16 protein-coding genes are annotated in these 18,611 nt (G+C 68.6%); 5 read left to right on the forward strand and 11 right to left on the reverse strand.

The annotated features are described in order from the left end of the window. Positions 1-30 precede the first annotated feature (30 nt). Together K3U94_RS17565 and K3U94_RS17570 are read left to right on the forward strand one after the other, a co-directional pair. Positions 31-705: a winged helix-turn-helix domain-containing protein gene (locus K3U94_RS17565; RefSeq protein ID WP_220694540.1), complete on the forward strand. Its 675-nt coding sequence runs from the start codon at positions 31-33 to the stop codon at positions 703-705. Positions 706-719: 14 nt separating this feature from the next. Then, positions 720-1,034, forward strand: a complete 315-nt coding sequence (locus tag K3U94_RS17570; protein ID WP_220694541.1) for a hypothetical protein — start codon at positions 720-722, stop codon at positions 1,032-1,034. A gap of 12 nt (positions 1,035-1,046) precedes the next feature. Here the strand turns inward: K3U94_RS17570 and K3U94_RS17575 are convergent, their stop codons facing one another. Next, complete coding sequence (locus K3U94_RS17575) at positions 1,047-1,442, reverse strand: hypothetical protein (protein ID WP_052956810.1); 396 nt, start codon at positions 1,440-1,442, stop codon at positions 1,047-1,049. 107 nt (positions 1,443-1,549) lie between these two features. Here K3U94_RS17575 and K3U94_RS17580 point away from each other — a divergent pair, with 107 nt between their 5' ends. After that, entirely contained in the window at positions 1,550-5,995 is a 4,446-nt protein-coding gene (locus K3U94_RS17580) for an ATP-dependent helicase (RefSeq protein ID WP_220694542.1), read from the forward strand. Further along, positions 5,995-6,744, forward strand: a complete 750-nt coding sequence (gene nei2 / locus K3U94_RS17585; RefSeq protein ID WP_220694543.1) for an endonuclease VIII Nei2 — start codon at positions 5,995-5,997, stop codon at positions 6,742-6,744. The genes K3U94_RS17580 and nei2 overlap by 1 nt, the downstream gene beginning before the upstream one ends. Before the next feature lie 91 nt (positions 6,745-6,835). Here the strand turns inward: nei2 and K3U94_RS17590 are convergent, their stop codons facing one another. The 8 genes from K3U94_RS17590 to K3U94_RS17625 all read right to left on the reverse strand — a co-directional run bounded on the left by K3U94_RS17590 (position 6,836) and on the right by K3U94_RS17625 (position 15,712). Then, on the reverse strand, positions 6,836-7,282 hold the full coding sequence (locus K3U94_RS17590; protein ID WP_047318706.1) for a hypothetical protein: 447 nt from the start codon (positions 7,280-7,282) through the stop codon (positions 6,836-6,838). A gap of 76 nt (positions 7,283-7,358) precedes the next feature. Further along, positions 7,359-8,231 carry a pseudouridine synthase gene (locus K3U94_RS17595; protein ID WP_220694544.1) on the reverse strand — a complete coding sequence of 291 codons (873 nt, stop codon included), beginning with the start codon at positions 8,229-8,231 and terminating at the stop codon, positions 7,359-7,361. After that, entirely contained in the window at positions 8,228-9,493 is a 1,266-nt protein-coding gene (gene nhaA, locus K3U94_RS17600) for a Na+/H+ antiporter NhaA (RefSeq protein WP_350355346.1), read from the reverse strand. The genes K3U94_RS17595 and nhaA overlap by 4 nt, the downstream gene beginning before the upstream one ends. Before the next feature lie 68 nt (positions 9,494-9,561). After that, entirely contained in the window at positions 9,562-9,711 is a 150-nt protein-coding gene (locus tag K3U94_RS17605; RefSeq protein ID WP_220696937.1) for a hypothetical protein, read from the reverse strand. Between the two features lie 149 nt (positions 9,712-9,860). Beyond that, complete coding sequence (locus tag K3U94_RS17610) at positions 9,861-10,706, reverse strand: hypothetical protein (RefSeq protein ID WP_220694545.1); 846 nt, start codon at positions 10,704-10,706, stop codon at positions 9,861-9,863. Between the two features lie 555 nt (positions 10,707-11,261). Continuing rightward, on the reverse strand, positions 11,262-12,344 hold the full coding sequence (locus K3U94_RS17615; RefSeq protein WP_220694546.1) for a hypothetical protein: 1,083 nt from the start codon (positions 12,342-12,344) through the stop codon (positions 11,262-11,264). Between the two features lie 158 nt (positions 12,345-12,502). Continuing rightward, positions 12,503-14,215, reverse strand: coding sequence for a glycerol-3-phosphate dehydrogenase (glpD, locus tag K3U94_RS17620; RefSeq protein ID WP_220694547.1), 1,713 nt, complete (start codon positions 14,213-14,215; stop codon positions 12,503-12,505). A gap of 63 nt (positions 14,216-14,278) precedes the next feature. Then, positions 14,279-15,712: an NAD(P)H-quinone dehydrogenase gene (locus tag K3U94_RS17625; RefSeq protein WP_220694548.1), complete on the reverse strand. Its 1,434-nt coding sequence runs from the start codon at positions 15,710-15,712 to the stop codon at positions 14,279-14,281. Positions 15,713-15,754: 42 nt separating this feature from the next. On the opposite strand from K3U94_RS17625, the gene K3U94_RS17630 reads away from it, so the two are divergent. Next, positions 15,755-16,246, forward strand: a complete 492-nt coding sequence (locus tag K3U94_RS17630; RefSeq protein ID WP_047318700.1) for a gamma-glutamylcyclotransferase family protein — start codon at positions 15,755-15,757, stop codon at positions 16,244-16,246. A gap of 101 nt (positions 16,247-16,347) precedes the next feature. Here K3U94_RS17630 and K3U94_RS17635 read toward each other — a convergent pair whose 3' ends face one another. Together K3U94_RS17635 and K3U94_RS17640 are read right to left on the reverse strand one after the other, a co-directional pair. Continuing rightward, positions 16,348-17,232 carry a type IV toxin-antitoxin system AbiEi family antitoxin gene (locus K3U94_RS17635; protein WP_220694549.1) on the reverse strand — a complete coding sequence of 295 codons (885 nt, stop codon included), beginning with the start codon at positions 17,230-17,232 and terminating at the stop codon, positions 16,348-16,350. A gap of 181 nt (positions 17,233-17,413) precedes the next feature. Continuing rightward, positions 17,414-18,592, reverse strand: coding sequence for an amidohydrolase (locus tag K3U94_RS17640; protein ID WP_220694550.1), 1,179 nt, complete (start codon positions 18,590-18,592; stop codon positions 17,414-17,416). Positions 18,593-18,611 lie beyond the last annotated feature (19 nt).

An 18,611-nucleotide genomic window follows, 5' to 3' on the forward strand; every position in this document is an offset into this window, starting at 1 on the left:
CGGAAAGCATCCACGGGTTGGAGCCAGGCGATGGAGATCCTGTTACTGACCGACCGCGACGAGTTCGAACGGTCGCTGTTGGGGCTGGGGGTCTTCGGTCATTCGGTCGCCCGCCGCCCGCTGACCCTCACCGCGCGAGCCGACTGCCGGGGGGCGAAAGCCGTTCTGGTGGATGGCTGTTCTGATGTGCCGGCCGCGCGGGAGAGCTGCCGCAAGCTCGGAGCCTGGGAGCCGTGGGCTGCCGTGCTGGCCGTCGTCGCGGCCGAAGACTTCGCCGCGATCGGCCTCGACTGGCACGTCGACGATGTTCTGGCCGCGACCGCAGGGCCGGCCGAGGCGAACGCCCGGCTGCGACTGGCCCTGGCCCGGCGGCACGAATCCACCCACAGCACGTTGCGATTCGGCGCCCTGGTCATCCACCCGGACAGCTTCACCGCAACGCTGTCGAATCGCGAACTCGATCTGACCCTCACCGAGTTCAGACTGCTCAACTATCTGGTGCGGCATGCCGGCCAGGCATTCACGCGCACCCGGTTGCTGCGGGAGATATGGGGCGGCGAGGGCGGCCGTCGCAAAGTCGACGTTCATGTGCAGCGCTTGCGCGCCAAGCTCGGCGCCGACCACGAATCGATCGTCGACACGGTCCGCGGTGTCGGCTACATGACGCCGGAGTCGCCACCACCGCAGTGGGCCATCGCCAACTGAGAAGGGCAAGAACCATGACCGAACAACCCGAGCCCGATACGGCGGCCACCGACACCACCGATGACGACACGCTGCCGCCGAGTGAGGCCACCGACTCCGACGAGCTGCGCAACGATGACGGCGACGCGACCGTCACCGCGCCGGACAACTGGCAAGCCGCTGACGAGGAGACGGCCCATGAGTCGTTGGATCAGAAGCTGGCGGCCGAATTACCCGACGTCGCCGGCCCCGAACACGATCCCGACGAGCCTGTCGCGGGCGGCCGGCACCGCGCTCAGGTTTCCGGAAGTCCCGAAGACGGCGACTCGTTCTTCACCGTCGAGGAGTGACGTACCGCTCGGTCAGAACACCGCAAGCAGGACCATCAGGTCGGCCGCCAGTAGGGCCCACCCGCACACCCAGACCGCGAACCCGCGGCGGTGCGTCGCCAAGAAGAAGGCCAGAAACAGCGTCAGGGCCGCCACCCCCGCCGCTCCGTGGTAGAGCAGGCCGAACAACGATCCGTGCACCTTCAGTTCGGGGCAGGCCGCCCTGCTGCACAACGCGGAACCTGACACTCTGGTCAGCGCGAATGCCATCAGCAGCGCAGCAGCAGGCCCGGTCAGCAGCGACAGCGCCCAGTTGGCCCAGGTCCAATCGCGTGGCTGCGCTTCGGGCGGCGACGTTCCTGCCGCCCGCGGTCGCGCATCGGCGAATATCGGCCGGACCGTCGCCGGCCCCTCATCCAGAATGATCATCCCCCGCCTCCGATCACCGCGATCACCGTTGCCGGATACCCGGCTACGACGTGCACAAAACCGCAAGCGCGGGAGCATTCCGGCGCTGAACTTGGCACCATGGCGGGGTGAGCCCACCAGACCGAGAGACTCCCGCCCCGCTGGCGCGGTTCTCGGCGCTGACCCGGGACTGGTTTACCGGCACCTTCAGCGCGCCGACCCCGGCGCAGGAGCAGGCCTGGTCGGCGATCGCCGACGGCCACAACACGCTCGTCGTCGCTCCAACCGGGTCCGGTAAGACGCTGGCGGCATTCCTCTGGGCGCTGGATCAACTGACCGAGCGGCCCGGTAGCGGCACCCGGGTGCTGTACATCTCGCCGCTCAAAGCGCTGGCCGTCGACGTCGAGCGCAACCTGCGCACCCCGTTGGCCGGCATCGCCCGGTTGGCCGCACAGCGCGATCTGCCCGCTCCCGGTATCACCGTGGGAGTGCGCTCGGGCGACACCTCCCCGGCGCGGCGCCGCGAGCTGGTCGCCAAGCCACCCGACATCTTGATCACTACCCCGGAGTCGCTGTTTCTGATGCTGACCTCGGCGGCGCGGGAGACGTTGACCGGGGTGCGCACAGTGATCGTCGACGAGGTGCACGCGGTGGCTGCAACCAAACGCGGCGCCCACCTGGCACTGTCCTTGGAGCGCCTCGACGCAGCACTCGCCCGACCCGCCCAACGGATTGGCTTGAGCGCCACCGTGCGTCCCGCTGAAGAAGTCGCCCGGTTCTTGTCCGGGCAGTCGCCGGCGACGATCGTGGCTCCTCCGGCCGCCAAGACGTTCGAGCTGACGGTTCAGGTCCCGGTGCCGGACATGGCCAATCCGGCCGAGGGCACCGTCTGGCCCGAGGTCGAAGAGCGCATCGTGGATCTGATCGAAGCCCACCGGTCCTCGATCGTGTTCGCCAACTCGCGACGGCTCGCTGAGCGACTGACTGCGCGGCTCAACGAGATTCACGCGGAGCGCTATGTTGACATCGCGGAGCCGACGGCACCGCTGGCCCGGGCACACCACGGCTCGGTGTCGCTGCAGACCCGAGCCGACGTCGAGGAGGACCTCAAGAGCGGGCGACTGCGCGCAGTGGTGGCGACCTCGAGCCTGGAGCTGGGTATCGATATGGGTGCGGTCGACTTGGTGATCCAGATCGAGGCGCCGCCGTCGGTGGCCAGCGGCCTGCAGCGCGTCGGTCGCGCCGGGCATCAGGTCGGCGAAATCTCTTCGGGCGTACTGATTCCCAAACATCGCACCGATCTGCTCGGGTGCGCGGTCGCGGTAGAGCGGATGCTCGCCGGCCAGATCGAAACCCTGGCAGTACCGGCCAATCCGCTGGACATACTGGCCCAGCACACGGTGGCCGCGGCCGCGCTGGAACCGCTGGACGCCGAAGCCTGGTTCGACACCGTGCGCCGCAGCGCTCCGTTCGCCACCCTGTCGCGCGGTGTCTTCGAGGCGACGCTGGACCTGCTCTCCGGCAAATACCCGTCGACCGAATTCGCCGAACTGCGGCCGCGGCTGGTCTACGACCGCGACACCGGGGCCCTGACCGGCCGGCCCGGCGCGCAACGATTGGCCGTCACCTCCGGTGGCGCCATCCCGGACCGCGGACTTTTCGCGGTGTACCTGGCGGGCGCTGAGAAGCCTTCCCGGGTCGGCGAACTCGATGAGGAGATGGTCTACGAGTCGCGTCCCGGCGATGTGATCTCGCTGGGCGCCACCACGTGGCGGATCACCGAAATCACCCACGACCGCGTGCTGGTCACGCCGGCACCCGGCCAGCCTGGCCGGCTGCCGTTCTGGCACGGTGACGGTGTCGGGCGGCCAGCCGAGCTCGGTGCGGCGCTCGGCGCGTTCACCGGCGAGTTGGCCGGACTTGCCCCTGAGTCATTCGACAAACGCTGCGCAGGTTTGGGTTTCGATGACTACGCGATCGACAACCTGAGGCGGCTACTCGACGATCAGCGCGCCGCCACCGGAGCGGTGCCCACCGACACCACGCTGGTGGTGGAGCGATTCCGCGACGAGCTCGGGGACTGGCGGGTGGTGCTGCACTCACCATACGGGCTGCGCGTGCACGGGCCGTTGGCGCTGGCCGTGGGCCGCAGGCTGCTCGACCGCTACGGCATCGACGAGAAGCCGACGGCCTCCGACGACGGCATCGTGGTCCGGCTGCCCAACACCGACTCCGGTGCAGTCGCCCCCGGCGCCGAACTGTTCGTGTTCGACGCGGACGAGATCGAGCCGATCGTCACCGCCGAGGTGGGCGGTTCGGCGTTGTTCGCCTCCCGGTTCCGGGAATGCGCGGCCCGGGCATTGCTGTTGCCGCGCCGGCATCCCGGCCGTCGGACACCGTTGTGGCAGCAACGCCAGCGGGCCGCCCAACTGCTGGACGTGGCGCGCAAGTATCCGACGTTCCCGATCGTGCTGGAGACCGTGCGGGAATGCCTGCAGGACGTCTACGACGTGCCCGCCCTGACCGCGCTGATGGCCCGGATCGCCCAACGCCGGGTGCGGGTGTCCCAGGTCGAGACCACCACCCCGTCACCGTTCGCGGCGTCGTTGCTGTTCGGCTACGTCGGGGCATTCATGTACGAAGGCGACAGCCCGCTGGCCGAGCGCCGCGCGGCGGCCCTGTCACTGGACCCCACCCTGCTGGCGCAATTGCTCGGCCGAGTCGAGCTGCGCGAGCTGCTCGACACCGACGTGATCACCAGCGTCAGCGCTCAACTGCAGCATCTGACGCCGGAGAAGGCCGCCCGCGACGCGGAGGGGGTGGCCGATCTGCTGCGGCTGCTCGGTCCGCTCACCAATGACGAGATCAGCGAGCGGGCCGCAGGTGCGCAGGTGAGCGGTTGGCTGGAACATCTGTTGGCCGCCCGGCGGGTGCTGACGGTGGCATTCGGCGGGCACCGCTGGTGGGTGACGATCGAGGACATCGGCCGGCTGCGCGACGGCCTCGGCGTTGCGGTGCCGCCCGGGGTGCCGACGGGCTTCACCGAACCGGTCGCAGACCCGCTGGGCGAGCTGCTGGGCCGCTTCGCCCGCACCCGGGGGCCGTTCACCACCGGGCAGGCCGCGGACCGGTTCGGGCTGGGAGTGCGGGTGGCGGCCGATGCGCTGGGCCGACTGGCCGCCGACGGACGGGTGGTGCGTGGCGAGTTCACCGACTTCCCGGACTCCCCCGGCGAACAGTGGTGTGACACCGAGGTGCTGCGGATCCTGCGGCGCCGGTCACTGGCCGCGTTGCGCGCGGCGATCGAGCCGGTGTCGCCGGCCGCCTACGGGCGCTTCCTGCCGGCCTGGCAGCAGATCGGCGGTGCTGGCGCCACCGGTGTCGACGGGCTGGCCGGGGTGATCGAGCAACTGGCCGGCGTAGCGCTGCCGGCGTCGGCGGTCGAGCCGTTGATATTCGGCCCGCGGGTGCGCGACTACTCACCGGCCATGCTCGATGAACTGCTGGCCTCCGGGGAGGTGCTCTGGTCGGGCGCGGGCGCCCCGGCCGGCAGCGCCCCGGCGACCGACGGCTGGATCAGCTTTCACACCGCCGATTCGGCGCCGCTGACGTTGTCACCCGGGGCGCCGGTCGAATTCACCGAGGCCCACCGGATGGTCTTGGACGCCCTGCACGGCGGCGGTGCGTTCTTCTTCCGTCAACTGTGCGGTGACGCAAGCGAGGCGGCTCTGAAAGCCGCACTGTGGGAGCTGATCTGGGCGGGATGGGTCACCGGCGATACCTTCGCTCCGGTGCGCGCGGTGCTGGCCGGCACCCGGCGCGCCACCCCGGCGCACCGCAGCAGGCGCCCACCCCGGCTCAGTCGCTACAGCGTGGCGCACGCCGCTGCCCGCGCCGCCGACCCGACGGTAGCCGGACGCTGGTCGGCTCTGCCGGCACCGGAAGAGGATTCCACCCTGCGGGCACACCACACCGCCGAGCTGTTGCTGCACCGCTACGGCGTGCTGACCCGCGGCGCGGTGGCCGTCGAGGCCGTACCGGGCGGTTTTTCCACCATTTACAAGGTGCTGACCGCGTTCGAGGACGCCGGGCGATGCCAGCGTGGCTATTTCATCGAGTCGTTGGGGGCAGCACAGTTCGCGCTGGCCTCCACCGTGGACCGGCTGCGTGGCTACCTCGACGGTGTCGACCCGGCCCGTCCGGACTACCACGCGGTCGCGCTGGCCGCCGCCGACCCGGCCAACCCGTACGGCGCGGCGCTGAGCTGGCCGGCGCAGCCGGGAACGGCCCGGCCGGGTCGCAAGGCAGGCGCGCTGGTGGTGCTGGTCGACGGTGAACTGGCGTGGTTCGTCGAGCGGGGTGGCCGCACACTGCTCAACTTCGCCGGTGTCGCCGAGGCGCAGCAGGCCGCCGCCGGGGCATTGGCTCAGCTGATCAGCGATCGGCGGGTCGACGGGATTCTCATCGAGCGGGTCGACGGCGTACCGGTACTGGAGCTGCACGATTCGCCGACGCTGGACGCGTTGACCGAGGCCGGGTTCTCCCGTACGCCACGCGGATTGCGGATGCGCTGATGCCCGAGGGGGACACCGTTTTCCACACCGCGACGGTGCTGGCCACCGCGTTGGCGGGAAAGACCTTGACCCGCTGCGATGTCCGGGTCCCGCGGTACGCCGATATCGATCTGAGCGGACAGCGGGTCGACGAGGTGGTCAGCCGCGGCAAGCACCTGTTCATCCGCGTCGGTCCGGCCAGCATCCATTCGCATCTGAAAATGGAGGGCAGTTGGCGAATCGGACGCCGGCCAGCCGATCATCGAGCGCGAATCATCCTGGAGGCCGGCCCTGTTCGCGCCACCGGCGTCGATCTGGGTGTGCTGGAGGTGCTGGATCGCCGCCATGACGGTGACGTCGTCGCGCACTTGGGTCCGGATCTGCTCGGCGCCGACTGGGATCCGACTGTGGCCGCAGACCGCCTGATCGCCGACCCTCAGCGTCCACTGGCATCGGCACTGTTGGATCAGACGGTGATGGCCGGGATCGGCAACGTCTACTGCAACGAGTTGTGCTTCATCGTGGGCCGGTTGCCGACGACGCCTGTTGCGGAACTGAACGATCCGGGTCGGCTGGTATCGCGGGCACGCGAGATGTTGTGGGCGAATCGGCTGCGATGGTCGCGCTGCACCACCGGCGACACCCGGCCGGGCCGACAGCTGTGGGTGTACGGCCGAGCCGGTCTGCCGTGTCGGCGATGTGGTACCGCTGTGGAGTCCGACCGCAATGGCGAGCGGATTCGGTTCTGGTGTTCGTCATGTCAGCGGTGATGCCGAGACCTTCCGGCCGCTGAGACAACCGAAGCCGGCCGGCTGTCTCGCCGGCCGACTTTCGGCTGTCAGCACCCGAAGCGGTGTTCGATCACGGCCACCCGCCGCAACCCACACCGGGCACGCAACCCCCGCCGCCGCCGGGTCCGCCCCAGCCGGTGGGGCCACCGGGGATCGTGCCGCTGCCCCCGCCGGGCCCGCCACCGCCGGTCGGGCCACCGGGAATCTGACCACCGCCGCCACCGGGCCCGCCACCACCCGTCGGGCCACCGGGAATCTGACCACCGCCACCACCGGGCCCGCCACCACCGGTCGGGCCACCGGGAACTTCGCCACCACCGGTCGGGCCAGGCTCACCCGGGTTTTCCGGTCCTGGCCCACCAGGTACCGGTTCGAGTGTCGTCTCGGTCGTGGTTGTGGTGGTTGTCGTGGTCGTGGTGGTGCTCGGCCCCTCTTCTTTGGTGCCATTGCAACCGGCTGCCACCAGCGCGACTGCGCTGCCGAGCACCGCGATCGTCATCTTGCTGTGTGCCTTCATCAGAATCAGACTCCTTCTGCTCTGGTCGTGTTCCTGTACCCAGGACGGTCGGGGCCGAAACCCGGGGCGGCCGGAGTCAGTTCGCGTCGAGGTTGCGTTCGCTGACGAACCCGCGCAGCCGGCCGGTGAAGGGATCTTCGAACTCCAGCCGGTGGGCCAGCAGTCGCAACGGCTGCGAGAAGTCGTCCGGGGCAACATCGATGACCTGCGGGTACAGCGGGTCGCCGTCGATCGGCAGCCCGAGTGAAGCCAGGTGAACCCGCAACTGGTGGGTGCGTCCGGTGCGCGGCGTGAGCCGGTAGCGGCCGTCGCCCAGTGACGCGATCAGCGTCTCGGCATTCGGCTCGCCCAGTTCCTCACGCGCCTGCAGGCAGCCGCGCTGTTTGACGATCCGACTGCGAACCAGCTGCGGAAACGCGACGGTCGGCTCGGCGGAGGACCGCGCCAGGTACTGCTTGCGCACCGCGCCGCGGGCGAACAGGGTCTGATAGGGCCCACGCAGCTCTCGGCGGGTGGTGAACAGCAGGACCCCGGCGGTGAGTCGGTCCAACCGGTGCGCCGGACTCAGCTCCGGCAGGTCCAACTCCCGCCGCAGCCGTACCAGCGCGGTCTGGGCCACATGGCTGCCGCGCGGCATGGTCGCCAGGAAGTGCGGCTTGTCGACCACCACCAGGTTCGCGTCACGGTGCAACACCGGGACGTCGAAGGGCACCGGCACCTCGTCGGGCAGGTCGCGATACAAGAAGACGTGTGCCCCGGCCGGCAACACCGTGGTGTCGTCCACTACCGCCCCATCTGCGGTAACCACTTCTCCGGCAGCAACTTTCGCCGCGGCAGTCGCGCCGAACCGGCTAAGCAGCTCGGCGGCGACCGGGCCGCCGTGCAGGCGCAGCCGGGCGGGGCCCAGGCCGTCGCGTGCCGGCAGCGGGGCGAGGCGTCGGCGGGTCATTGCGGTTTGAGGTCGAAGGACTGTGGACTGTCGGCATCGCGGGCGTAGGCCCGGTCGCGAATGGTCAGCAGCACCGCCGCCAGCAGCGCCGCGGTCAGCGTGCCGATCAGCACGCCCAATTTGACGTGTTCTCGGCGAACGGGGTCGGCGAAGGCGAGATCGCCGATGAGCAGTGCAATGGTGAACCCGATGCCACCGAGTAAGGCCAGAGCCACCACGTCGATCCACTTCAGCGAGGTGTCGAGTTCGGCCCGGGTCAATGCGGCGGTCAGCGCGGCGGCACCGGCGATGCCGACAGCTTTCCCGATGACCAGGCCGGCGACGATCCCGACGGCGACGGGATCACGCAGGGATGCGGCCAATCCGTGCAGTCCACCAAAGGTCACTCCTGCCGCGAAGAACGCGAACACCGGTACCGCAAGTCCGGCGGACAGCGGGCGAATCCGGTGCTCGAGGTCCTTGGCGTCCAGCCGACGACGCCCCGACTTACGCTTGGCCGACTCGCGAACGGGAACCGTCAGACCGAGCAACACACCGGCGATGGTGGCGTGCACACCGGATTCGTGGACCAGATACCAGGTGGCTGCGGCCAGCGGGAGCAGCACCGCGGCGTTTCCGAAACGCCGGGCCGCCACCGCGAACAACGCCAATGGGACGAGCGCCAGCGCAAGAGCGGCGAGGTTGAGGTCATCGGTGTAGAACACCGCGATCACGGTGACCGCCAACAGATCGTCCACCACAGCCAAGGTCAGCAGGAAGGTACGCAGCGCCGACGGCAGGTGCGACGAGATCACGGCCAGTACGGCCAGGGCGAAGGCAATGTCGGTGGCGGTGGGAATGGCCCACCCGCGCAGCGCCCCGCCCCCGGTGTGGATGTTGACGGCGACGAATACCGCTGCGGGCATGACCATTCCGCCGACCGCGGCGACGACGGGAAGCGCTGCTCGACGCGGGTCACGCAGGTCGCCGGCGAGCACTTCGTACTTCAGTTCCAGGCCGACCATGAAGAAGAAGACCGCCAACAGGCCATCGGCGGCCCATGTCGACACCGGGAGATTCAAATGCCAGGCGCGCGGGCCGACAGTGAGGTCGCCGAGCCGGTAATAGACAGCCGACCATGGCGAGTTGGCCCACCCGATCGCGACGGTAGCGGTGAGCAGCAACAGCGCCCCACCGACGGTCTCCTTGCGGAGCACGTCGGCAAGCCGTCGGGCTTCGGCCGAAGATCCGCGGCCGAAAAGCGGGGGGCGACCAGAGGTCAAGGGAAAGCCTTTGATTCGAGTGACGGAGGCCAGAGATCTCGGACCTCGACGATGTCGGACGTGGCGGCTCAGTGGTGCGCCGGTGGGCAGCCGGCAAGCTTGCCGTGGGCATTGTTGCCCCAGCAGGTGGTGTAGCCGTTGGTGCCCCGAGGCCGTAGATCTCGGTCGGTCGGTAGCGGAACTGCACGCATCCCGGTGCGGCAGGGCTGCGCGGACATGGTGCCCACCGTACCGGGACAGCCGCACATTCCGCCAGGTCAGCGGGCTCCCCGCCCCGAGCGGCGTCCCAGCCCACAACGACACATCGGCCACAACCGTCGGGGGGTTGTGGCCGATGTGGCTTGTTGACGCGGAGTTGCGGTCCGGCTCAGCTGACCCCGAGCATGGCGAAGATGCCCAGGTCGTCCAAGAATGCGGTCAGCGTGGTGGCGTCGGTCACCGGGTCGGCGCCCGTCCCCAGCAAGGCGGTCAGCAGGGCTCCCAGCGTCTCGTCGCCCAGTAGTCCGGTGCCGTCCGGGTCGGCGAGCGTGCCGCCGACAACCATGCTGTCCACGAACTTGTCCCAGCCCGCGTCGAGTTGCTCGGGGGTGATCCCGAACAGGCCGCCGATGGTGGCGTCTTCCATTCCGTTCTGCGCCAGCAGGCCGTTCAGCGTGGTGGTGCCGTCGATCCCCATCAGGACGTCGAGCAGCTGGGCCACGGTCATCTCGGGCGAGAAGTCGGTGAACGGGATGTTCAGCAGGCCGGCGTACTCACCGAGACCGAAGTAACCCAGCAAGGTTCCGAGTTCGGTGGCGGCCCCGTCGCCACCGATGAAGCCGCCGATCAAACTGTCGATCGGAATCGAGCCCAGTGGCGCCCCGCCGAAGTCGACATCGTTGAGCAGCGCGGTGATGTCGGTGGAGAGCATGCCCAGGGTGGCGTCGTCCAGGGACATGCCGTCCGGGTTCAGCGCCGCGAGCAGGTCGGCGAGGCTCGAGGTGGTGGAGATGTCATCGCCGAATATCCCCAAGACCTGGCCCATGTTGCCGAGGTCGATGGCGTTCAGCAGGCTCTGCAGGCTCTCGCTGAACGTCGGGAAGCTGGCGGTCAGCATGACCTCGTGTTGCACCGACGCGGTAAGGCCGGCGGTAATTGTCGGAGCGACCGCGGTACCGCCGAGTAGAGCCGCACCCGCAAATGCAGTTCCGGCCGCTAGCGCACCGGCTTTCACCACAAAACCACGCGGCCCCGTCGGCGTGGCGACAGTGGAACAAGTAGACATGAATGGGTCCCCCTTCTGGGATCGAGCATTAAGGCGATGCGATTCCCACATCGCCATTAACTTATTATGTGCTCAGTCTCGTGTCAACGGTTTCAGGGGTAGATCTTTCGGCACCAGCAACGTCAGTACACAGCAAATTGCCAGCTCATCGAGATGGCGGAGTCGGACCCGCAACGACCACAGGCAATGCGCCGCGGGTCGGAAATCCGCCCGCCGGCAGCAAGAAGTTCAGCCTTTTCTCGGGATTTTCAGCCCAGCCGATCGTCGCACGCGACAGACCGATGGCTAATGGGCATTAACATCACGTCAAAGCAGTCAATCGGTATGAAATTTACGGGGCAAAAATACTTGAGCTATTTTGCGCTATAGAGCGAAATGCGCACACGGCAGTACTATTTCTCGGTCGCGAAAATTTACGGGTGCGTTTATCGCGCGTTTGAACTCAGACAAAAGCCGCGCCCGGTCCGCGCAGACGGACCGGGCGCGGCGAGAAAGGCGGGGCCGCTAGGGAGCCAGCAGGCCGAGAGCTTCCAAGAAGTCGGTGACCGGCGTGTCGCCGGTGATCACCAAGGTGCTGTCGTCGGGCAGGAAGCTGGCCAGGAAGGTGCCCAGGCTCTGCTCACCCCATGTTTCACCGGAGGGGTCCAGCAGCGTCCCGCCGAACGGGAGACCGTCGAGGTACTTGTCCCAGGTCTGGACGGGGTTCAGGCTGAACAGCAGCGCCAGGGTCGCGTTATCCATGGTGGTGCTGTTGGTAGAGCTGACGGGCAAGATGTGCAGGTACTCGCCCAGCGTGTAGGCGCTGCCCGCCACAACCGTGGTCGAGCCCAGACCCGAGAACGCGTGTTGGGTGACGTCGGTGGTGGGAACAGTCAGTATCCCGCTCAACCAGTCGACCAGCGAGCTGTTGACCGTCAGATCGGGATGGCTGGTGATGTTGAGGAGGGCGCCGCAGGTCAAGGTGCAGTTCTCAACGTTCAGGTTGTCCATGCCCAGCGCGTTGATCATGCTGGCGAACTGACCGAGCAGCGATCCCAGGCCCACCGCGTTGGCCAGATCGGTCAGCGAGTGCGTACCGGCACCGTCGCCCAGAACGACGTCCACCAGGTCGCCGAGGTCCACATTGCCGATCGGCACGCCATCCACCAGGAACAGGCTGCCGGTGCCCAACAACGATGGGACCGCGGGGTTCGAGCTGTAGAGCGGCTCGGTGAGCGATATCCCGAAGATGTCGGCGATGCCGGCCAGGGTGGTGCCGTCCGGGTTGAACGCCGCCAGCAGGGCCGACACATCCGCGCTGACACTCAGCGGCGTGCTGGTCCCGGGCACATCCCCCAGCGCCGCCAGCACCTGGTTGAGATCCCCGAGGGACATGGTGTCGAGCAGGGTCTGCAGACTCTGCGTAAACGTCGGATAGGCCGTCAGCATCACTTGGTGCTGCGCCGAGGCGCTCAACGGGCTGGGGAGTCGTGGCCCGGCCGCACCGACACCGAGCAGGCCGGCCCCGGCGACGACGGCGGCGGCGATTAGGGCGCCGCCCCTTACCGAGAGCTCGCGAGAGCGCCACACCCCGATCCCACCCGACATGAGCCGCCCCTTCCCCAAGCCCGGATCCCCCATGTGATCCAGCTCATGGGCAGAAAGTAGCCCTGTCAGAAATGTGTGTCAAACACATGTGAATGCTGATATCAACCTAAATGTCCGGAAAGATTCCCTGAACCATACCCGTAGTAATGACATTCTGTTCAGGTAAGCGGAATCGGCTCCAGTATTTCGGCCCGCGCTTCGGGGGCGCTGACCCGCAGCGCATCCGCGGATGCGTCATCGGGCTGCTCCTGCGAGAGGATCTCGGCTTCCACCCGGGCGATGTAGATGGCCACCTCCCGGTCGATGTCGGCGTCGTCCCACCCGAGCACCGCCGCCATCACCTCGGCGACCTCACGCGCACAGTTCACCCCGCGATGGGCGTACTCCATGGCGATCCGGGTCCGGCGGGCCAGCACGTCCTCCAAATGCAGTGCGCCCTCGGCGACGGCCGCGTAGGCGACTTCCACCTTCAGATAGGTGGGCGCCTCGGCGATCGGATCCAGCAGATCCGGCTGCCCCTCGGCCACCGCCAGCACGTCGTGGATCATCGAGCCGTAACGGTCCAGCAGGTGGCGCACCCGATAGGGGTGCAGGCCCTGGTGAGCGCCGACGTGTTCAGCCTGATTGACCAGCGCGAAGTAGCCGTCGGCGCCCAACAGCGGAACTTTCTCGGTGATCGAGGGCGCCACCCGCGTCGGGATGTACTCGGCGGCGGCGTCGATCGCGTCGGCGGCCATCACCCGGTAGGTGGTGTACTTGCCGCCGGCGATCGCCACCAGGCCCGGCGCCGGAACGGCCACCGCGTGCTCACGCGACAGCTTGGAGGTGTCGTCGTTCTCGCCCGCCAGCAGCGGTCGCAGCCCGGCGTACACGCCTTCGATGTCGGCGTGCGTCAGCGGCGTGGCCAGCGCGGTGTTGACGTGGGTCAGGAGATAGTCGATGTCGGCCTTGGTGGCCGCGGGGTGGGCCAGGTCCAGATTCCAGTCGGTGTCGGTGGTGCCGATGATCCAGTGGGTGCCCCATGGGATGACGAACAGCACCGACTTCTCGGTACGCAGGATGATCGCCGCTTCCGAAACGATCCGGTCCCGCGGCACCACGATGTGCACGCCCTTGGAAGCCCGGACGTGGAACCGGCCGCGCTGGCGCGACAACGCCTGGATCTCATCGGTCCACACCCCGGTGGCATTGACCACCACATGTCCCCGGACCTCGGTGACTTCGCCGTCCTCGGAATCACGGACCCGCACTCCGGTCACCCGGTCGCCTTCGCGCAGCAGCGCTACGACCTGGCTGGAGGTGCGGATGACCGCCCCGTAGTGCGCCGCGGTGCGCGCGACGGTCAGGGTGTGGCGGGCGTCGTCGACGACGGTGTCGTAGTAGCGGATGCCGCCGATCAACGCGCTGCGCTTCAGCCCCGGACACAGCCGCAGTGCGCCGGCGCGAGTCAGATGCCGTTGCGCGGGAACCGATTTCGCTCCGCCGAGTTGGTCGTAGAGGAAGATGCCGCTGGCCACGTACGGCCGCTCCCACCACCGCCGGGTCAAGGGATACAGAAACGGCAGTGGCTTGACCAGGTGCGGCGCCAGGGTGGTCAGCGACAGCTCGCGTTCGTGCAGCGCCTCGCGCACCAGGCCGAACTCCAGCTGCTCGAGGTAGCGCAGGCCACCGTGGAACATCTTCGAGCTTCGGCTCGACGTCCCGGCGGCGAAGTCACGCGCCTCGACCAGCGCCACCCTCAGGCCGCGGGTGGCCGCGTCGAGCGCGCAGCCGGCGCCCACCACACCACCACCGATCACCACTACGTCGAACTGCTCACTGCCCAGTCGTTCCCAGGCTCGTGCTCGTTGGTCGGGTCCCAGCGTGCTCACGAGTGCCAGGCTACGTGGCTTGGTGCTCCGGCCGAGTGTGACGCTCGCTTCATCCCGGCTGTTTCAGTCCAGGTCGTCGTGCGTCATCAGCCGACGGGCGGCCTCGGTGAGCGAACCCGACAGCGACGGATACACCGCCAGCGTCTGGGCCAGGTCCGCCACCGTGATCCGGTTCTGCACCGCCAGCGCGATCGGCAGGATGAGCTCGGAGGCGATCGGTGCCACCACCACCCCGCCGATCACCGTTCCGGTGGCCGGCCGGCAGAACAGCTTGAGGAAGCCGTACCGCATCCGGCTCATCTTGGCCCGGGCATTGGTCTGCAACGGCAGCATGACGGTGCGGGCGGGCACCGTGCCGTCGTCGATCTGCGACTGCGGCACCCCCACCGCGGCGATCTCGGGCCGGGTGAACACCGCCGCCGCCACCGTGCGCAGCCGGATCGGGGCCACCGCATCACCCAGCGCGTGATACATCGCGATCCGGCCCTGCATGGCCGCCACCGACGCCAGCGGCAACAACCCGGTGCAGTCCCCCGCGGCGTAGATCCCGGGTACCGACGTCCGCGACACCCGGTCCACCTGCAGGTAGTTGCCCGGCCCGAGCTCGATCCCGACCCGCTCCAGGCCCAGACCGGAGGTGTTGGGCACCGACCCGACCGTCATCAGCGCGTGACTGCCCGCCACGGTGCGGCCGTCGGTCATGGTGACCAGCACGCCGTCTCCCGTGCGTGTCACCGAGGCGGCCCGGGCGTTCTTGACCAGGGTGACGCCACGTTCGGCGAACACACTCTCCAGCACCCGGGCCGCGTCGGGGTCCTCGTGCGGCAGCACCCGGTCCCGGCTGGCCACCACCGTCACCTTCACCCCGAGCTCGGTGTAGGCGTTGGCGAACTCCGCACCGGTGACGCCGGAGCCCACCACCACCAGGTGCTCGGGCAGTGTGTGCAGGTCGTAGAGCTGCCGCCAGGTCAGGATTCGCTCGTCGTCGGGCTCGGCGCCGGGCAGCGTGCGCGGGCTGGCGCCGGTGGCGATCAACACGACGTCGGCGTCGAGCACGCGTTGCGCACCGCTGGATTGATGCGGCTCGGTGACCCGGATCCGGTGGTGCGCCAGACCGGGTTCGGGGTCGATCAGCTCCCCCCGGCCCGCGATGACGTCGACGCCGGAGTTGAGCAGTTGCGTGCGGATGTCGGCGGACTGCGCCGCGGCCAGGGACTTCACCCGCTCGTGGATCTTGTCCAGTTCGATCTCGGCGTCGGTGAAATGGATGTCGAAGCCCAGGTGCGGGGCGCGTCGCAGCTCGGTGCGGACCCCGGAGGAGGCGATGAAGGTCTTGGACGGCACGCAGTCCCACAACACGCAGGCGCCGCCGAGGCCGTCGGCGTCGACCACCGTCACCGAGACCGCCTCCGGGCCCTTGGCCGCCGCGACCAGCGCGGCCTCATAGCCCGCCGGGCCGCCGCCGACGATCACGATGCGCGTCGAGGGAGAAGTCACAGCGACTAACCTATCCGGGGCGCGACGTTTAAGCTTTCTGCCGTGCCGCTCTACGCCGCCTACGGGTCGAACATGCATCCCGAGCAGATGCTGCAGCGGGCACCGCACTCCCCGATGACCGGCACCGGCTGGTTACACGGCTGGCGGCTCACGTTCGCCGGCGAGGACATCGGCTGGGAAGGCGCCCTGGCGACCGTGGTCGAGGACCCGGACTCGAGTGTTTTCGTCGTGCTCTACGACGTGACCCCCGAGGACGAGAAGAACATGGACAGCTGGGAGGGCTCGGAGTTCGGCATCCACAAGAAGATCCGCCTCCGGGTGGACCGGGTGGACGGCATCACGTCGGACCCCGCCGACGCTGCCCCCGAACCGGTGCTCGCCTGGCTGTACGTGGTGGACGCCTGGGAGGGCGGGCTGCCGTCGGCGCGGTATCTCGGCGTGGTGGCCGAGGCCGCCCAGATCGCCGGTGCGCCAGACGAATACGTGCGCAACCTGCAGACCCGACCGGCCCGCAACATCGGCCCCGGCAGCTAGTTTTCCTTTGCTGGCTCCCCTTCCCGCGACGGTGCGTGTTTGCCCGCCGACACGCGGCAATATCTGTCCAACCGTGCACCCTCGCGCGCTCCATTTCGCCGTCAGGCTGCAGCACGCGCCAAGTGCGTCTCGATACGTCGGACCGTCTGCCAAGGTCGGCGCCGAACGTCGTCGGCGATGATTGGGATCACCACCCAGCCCATCTCCTCCAACGCCGCGCGCCGCTGCCGCTCGTAGACGAACGCAGCCGGCCCCTCGTGCCAGTCGACGCCGTCGTACTCGACCGCGACCCGCTGCTCGGGCCAGGCGAAATCGAGACGCCAGGTCCGGTTATCGCGGTCCACGACCTGATACTGCAGTACCGGCAGCGGCAGGCCGCCCTCGATCATCATCAGCCGCGACTCGCTCTCCATCGCGGAATCCGCGCGCGGGTCGGCGAGTGGCAGGAGTTCGCGCACGGCCACGATGCCCCGACGGCCCGCCTGCCGGATGGCGGCCCGTTGCAGCTCGCCGCGGGAGCAGGTGCCGCTGCGCAGTGCCGCGTCCAGCGTTGCCAGCGCGCGTGGCCGCCGCAGGCTGCGAGCGACTTCGATCGCGGTCCACGCCGGGGCAGTCGCCGGCCGGCCCGCCACCTCACTCAGCGGTGCACCCTCACGACGGTGCACCACAAGCCCATCGGCCGGGCGCAGTTGTTGGTTCGGCGGGTTGAGTACGTGCAGATCGACCGGTTCCTCGGTGTCGAAACCGTACGCCGCCGCCGCGGTACCCAAACAGATCGCGACACTGGTTCCGGTGGCCAGGTCCAGTCCCCGCAACCGGAGTTCATCGCTCAACTCGCCGTCGCCGTAGATTCCATACCAAATCTTTTGCAATGGGCCATGTTTCAGCTCCGCCGCCAAGCCGCGTCGGGTGATGACAGCGAGCGCCTGACCGGATGTCACCACCCCGCCCTGTCGGTCGAGCAGTTGACGCAATCGAGGGTCCATGCCGCGATCGTCGGCGCGCGGCCACTGCGGCGATTACCTCGACGAGATCGTCCCGCATGAACTGTGGATAGCCTCCGTACTGTGCACACCCGTGAGCGCCACGAGGGTGCGCAGTTGTACAGAAATCACGGAGTGTCGGCGGGCAAACACGCACCCTCGCGAGAAAGGCGCGAGAAAGGTGCTACAGCAGACCGGCCTGGTCGACGACGCCGGCCATCACCCGCACGCCGACCGCCAGCGCCCGTTCGTCGAGATCGAATGTCGGCTGATGCAGGTCCAGTTGCGGCCCGGTGCCCGGCCACACCCCGAGCCGGCCCATGGCACCGGGCACCTGCTCCAGATACCAGGAGAAGTCCTCCCCGCCGCCGGACTGCTGAGTCTCGGCCAGCACCTCGGGCCCGATGGCCTCGATCGCATGGGTCAGCATCCGCGTCGACACCGCTTCGTTGACCACCGGCGGCACGCCGCGGTGGTAGTTCAGCGTGTGCTCGATCTTCAGCGGCTCCAGCAGGGACGCCACCGCCTCCTCGACGATGCTCTCCATCGCCACCCAGGTGTCCCGGCTGGCGGTGCGCACCGTACCGGCCAGGCGCCCCGACTGCGGTATGGCGTTGGCCGCGGCACCGGAATTCACCGCACCCCACACCATCACCGTGCTGTTTCGCGGATCGATGCGCCGGGACAGCACACCGGGCAGCCCGGTGATCAGCGTGCCCAGCCCATAGACCAGGTCGGCGGTCAGGTGCGGTCGCGAGGTGTGTCCGCCGGGACCGGTGACCATGATCTCGATGGTGTCGGCCGCCGAGGTGATGGGCCCCGGGATGGTGGCCACCCGGCCGACCTCCAGCCGCGGGTCGCAGTGCAGCGCGAAGATTCGGCTGACCCCGCTCAGCACGCCCGCGGCGATCGCGTCGATCGCGCCGCCCGGCATCAGTTCTTCCGCGGCCTGGAACACCAGCCGCACCCCGACCGGCAATTCCGGCGCGGATGCCAACGCCAGCGCCGCACCCAACAGGATCGCGGTGTGCGCGTCGTGACCGCAGGCGTGCGTCACCCCCGGCACCAGCGAGGCGTAGGGCGCCCCGGTCTGTTCGGTCATCGGTAAGGCGTCGATATCGGCCCGCAACGCAACGCGAGGCCCGTCCTCTGGGCCGAAGTCGCAGGTCAAGCCGGTTCCGCTGGGCAGCACCTTGGGATTGAGGCCGGCTCCGGCGAGACGCTCGGCGATGAACTGGGTGGTGGCGAACTCCTGCCGGCTCAACTCCGGGTGGCGGTGCAGGTGCCGTCGCCATGCCACCAATTCCTCGGCATGGGCTGCCAGCCACGCCTCGACGGCGTGCGACACGGGAGCTGGAGACATTCAGGCAGTATCCCATCGC

This window comes from Mycolicibacter heraklionensis (assembly GCF_019645815.1).
Taxonomy (GTDB): Bacteria; Actinomycetota; Actinomycetes; order Mycobacteriales; family Mycobacteriaceae; genus Mycobacterium; species Mycobacterium heraklionense.

Excerpts from the sequence above, each read along its gene's own strand:
- nei2 (WP_220694543.1), top strand. The coding sequence starts at position 5,995 with ATGCCCGAGGGGGACACCGTTTTCCACACCGCGACGGTGCTGGCCACC.
- K3U94_RS17570 (WP_220694541.1), top strand. The coding sequence starts at position 720 with ATGACCGAACAACCCGAGCCCGATACGGCGGCCACCGACACCACCGAT.
- K3U94_RS17590 (WP_047318706.1), bottom strand. The coding sequence starts at position 7,282 with ATGAAGGCACACAGCAAGATGACGATCGCGGTGCTCGGCAGCGCAGTC.
- K3U94_RS17565 (WP_220694540.1), top strand. The coding sequence starts at position 31 with ATGGAGATCCTGTTACTGACCGACCGCGACGAGTTCGAACGGTCGCTG.
- K3U94_RS17575 (WP_052956810.1), bottom strand. The coding sequence starts at position 1,442 with ATGATCATTCTGGATGAGGGGCCGGCGACGGTCCGGCCGATATTCGCC.
- K3U94_RS17640 (WP_220694550.1), bottom strand. The coding sequence starts at position 18,592 with ATGTCTCCAGCTCCCGTGTCGCACGCCGTCGAGGCGTGGCTGGCAGCC.
- K3U94_RS17605 (WP_220696937.1), bottom strand. The coding sequence starts at position 9,711 with ATGTCCGCGCAGCCCTGCCGCACCGGGATGCGTGCAGTTCCGCTACCG.
- K3U94_RS17615 (WP_220694546.1), bottom strand. The coding sequence starts at position 12,344 with ATGTCGGGTGGGATCGGGGTGTGGCGCTCTCGCGAGCTCTCGGTAAGG.
- K3U94_RS17635 (WP_220694549.1), bottom strand. The coding sequence starts at position 17,232 with ATGGACCCTCGATTGCGTCAACTGCTCGACCGACAGGGCGGGGTGGTG.
- K3U94_RS17595 (WP_220694544.1), bottom strand. The coding sequence starts at position 8,231 with ATGACCCGCCGACGCCTCGCCCCGCTGCCGGCACGCGACGGCCTGGGC.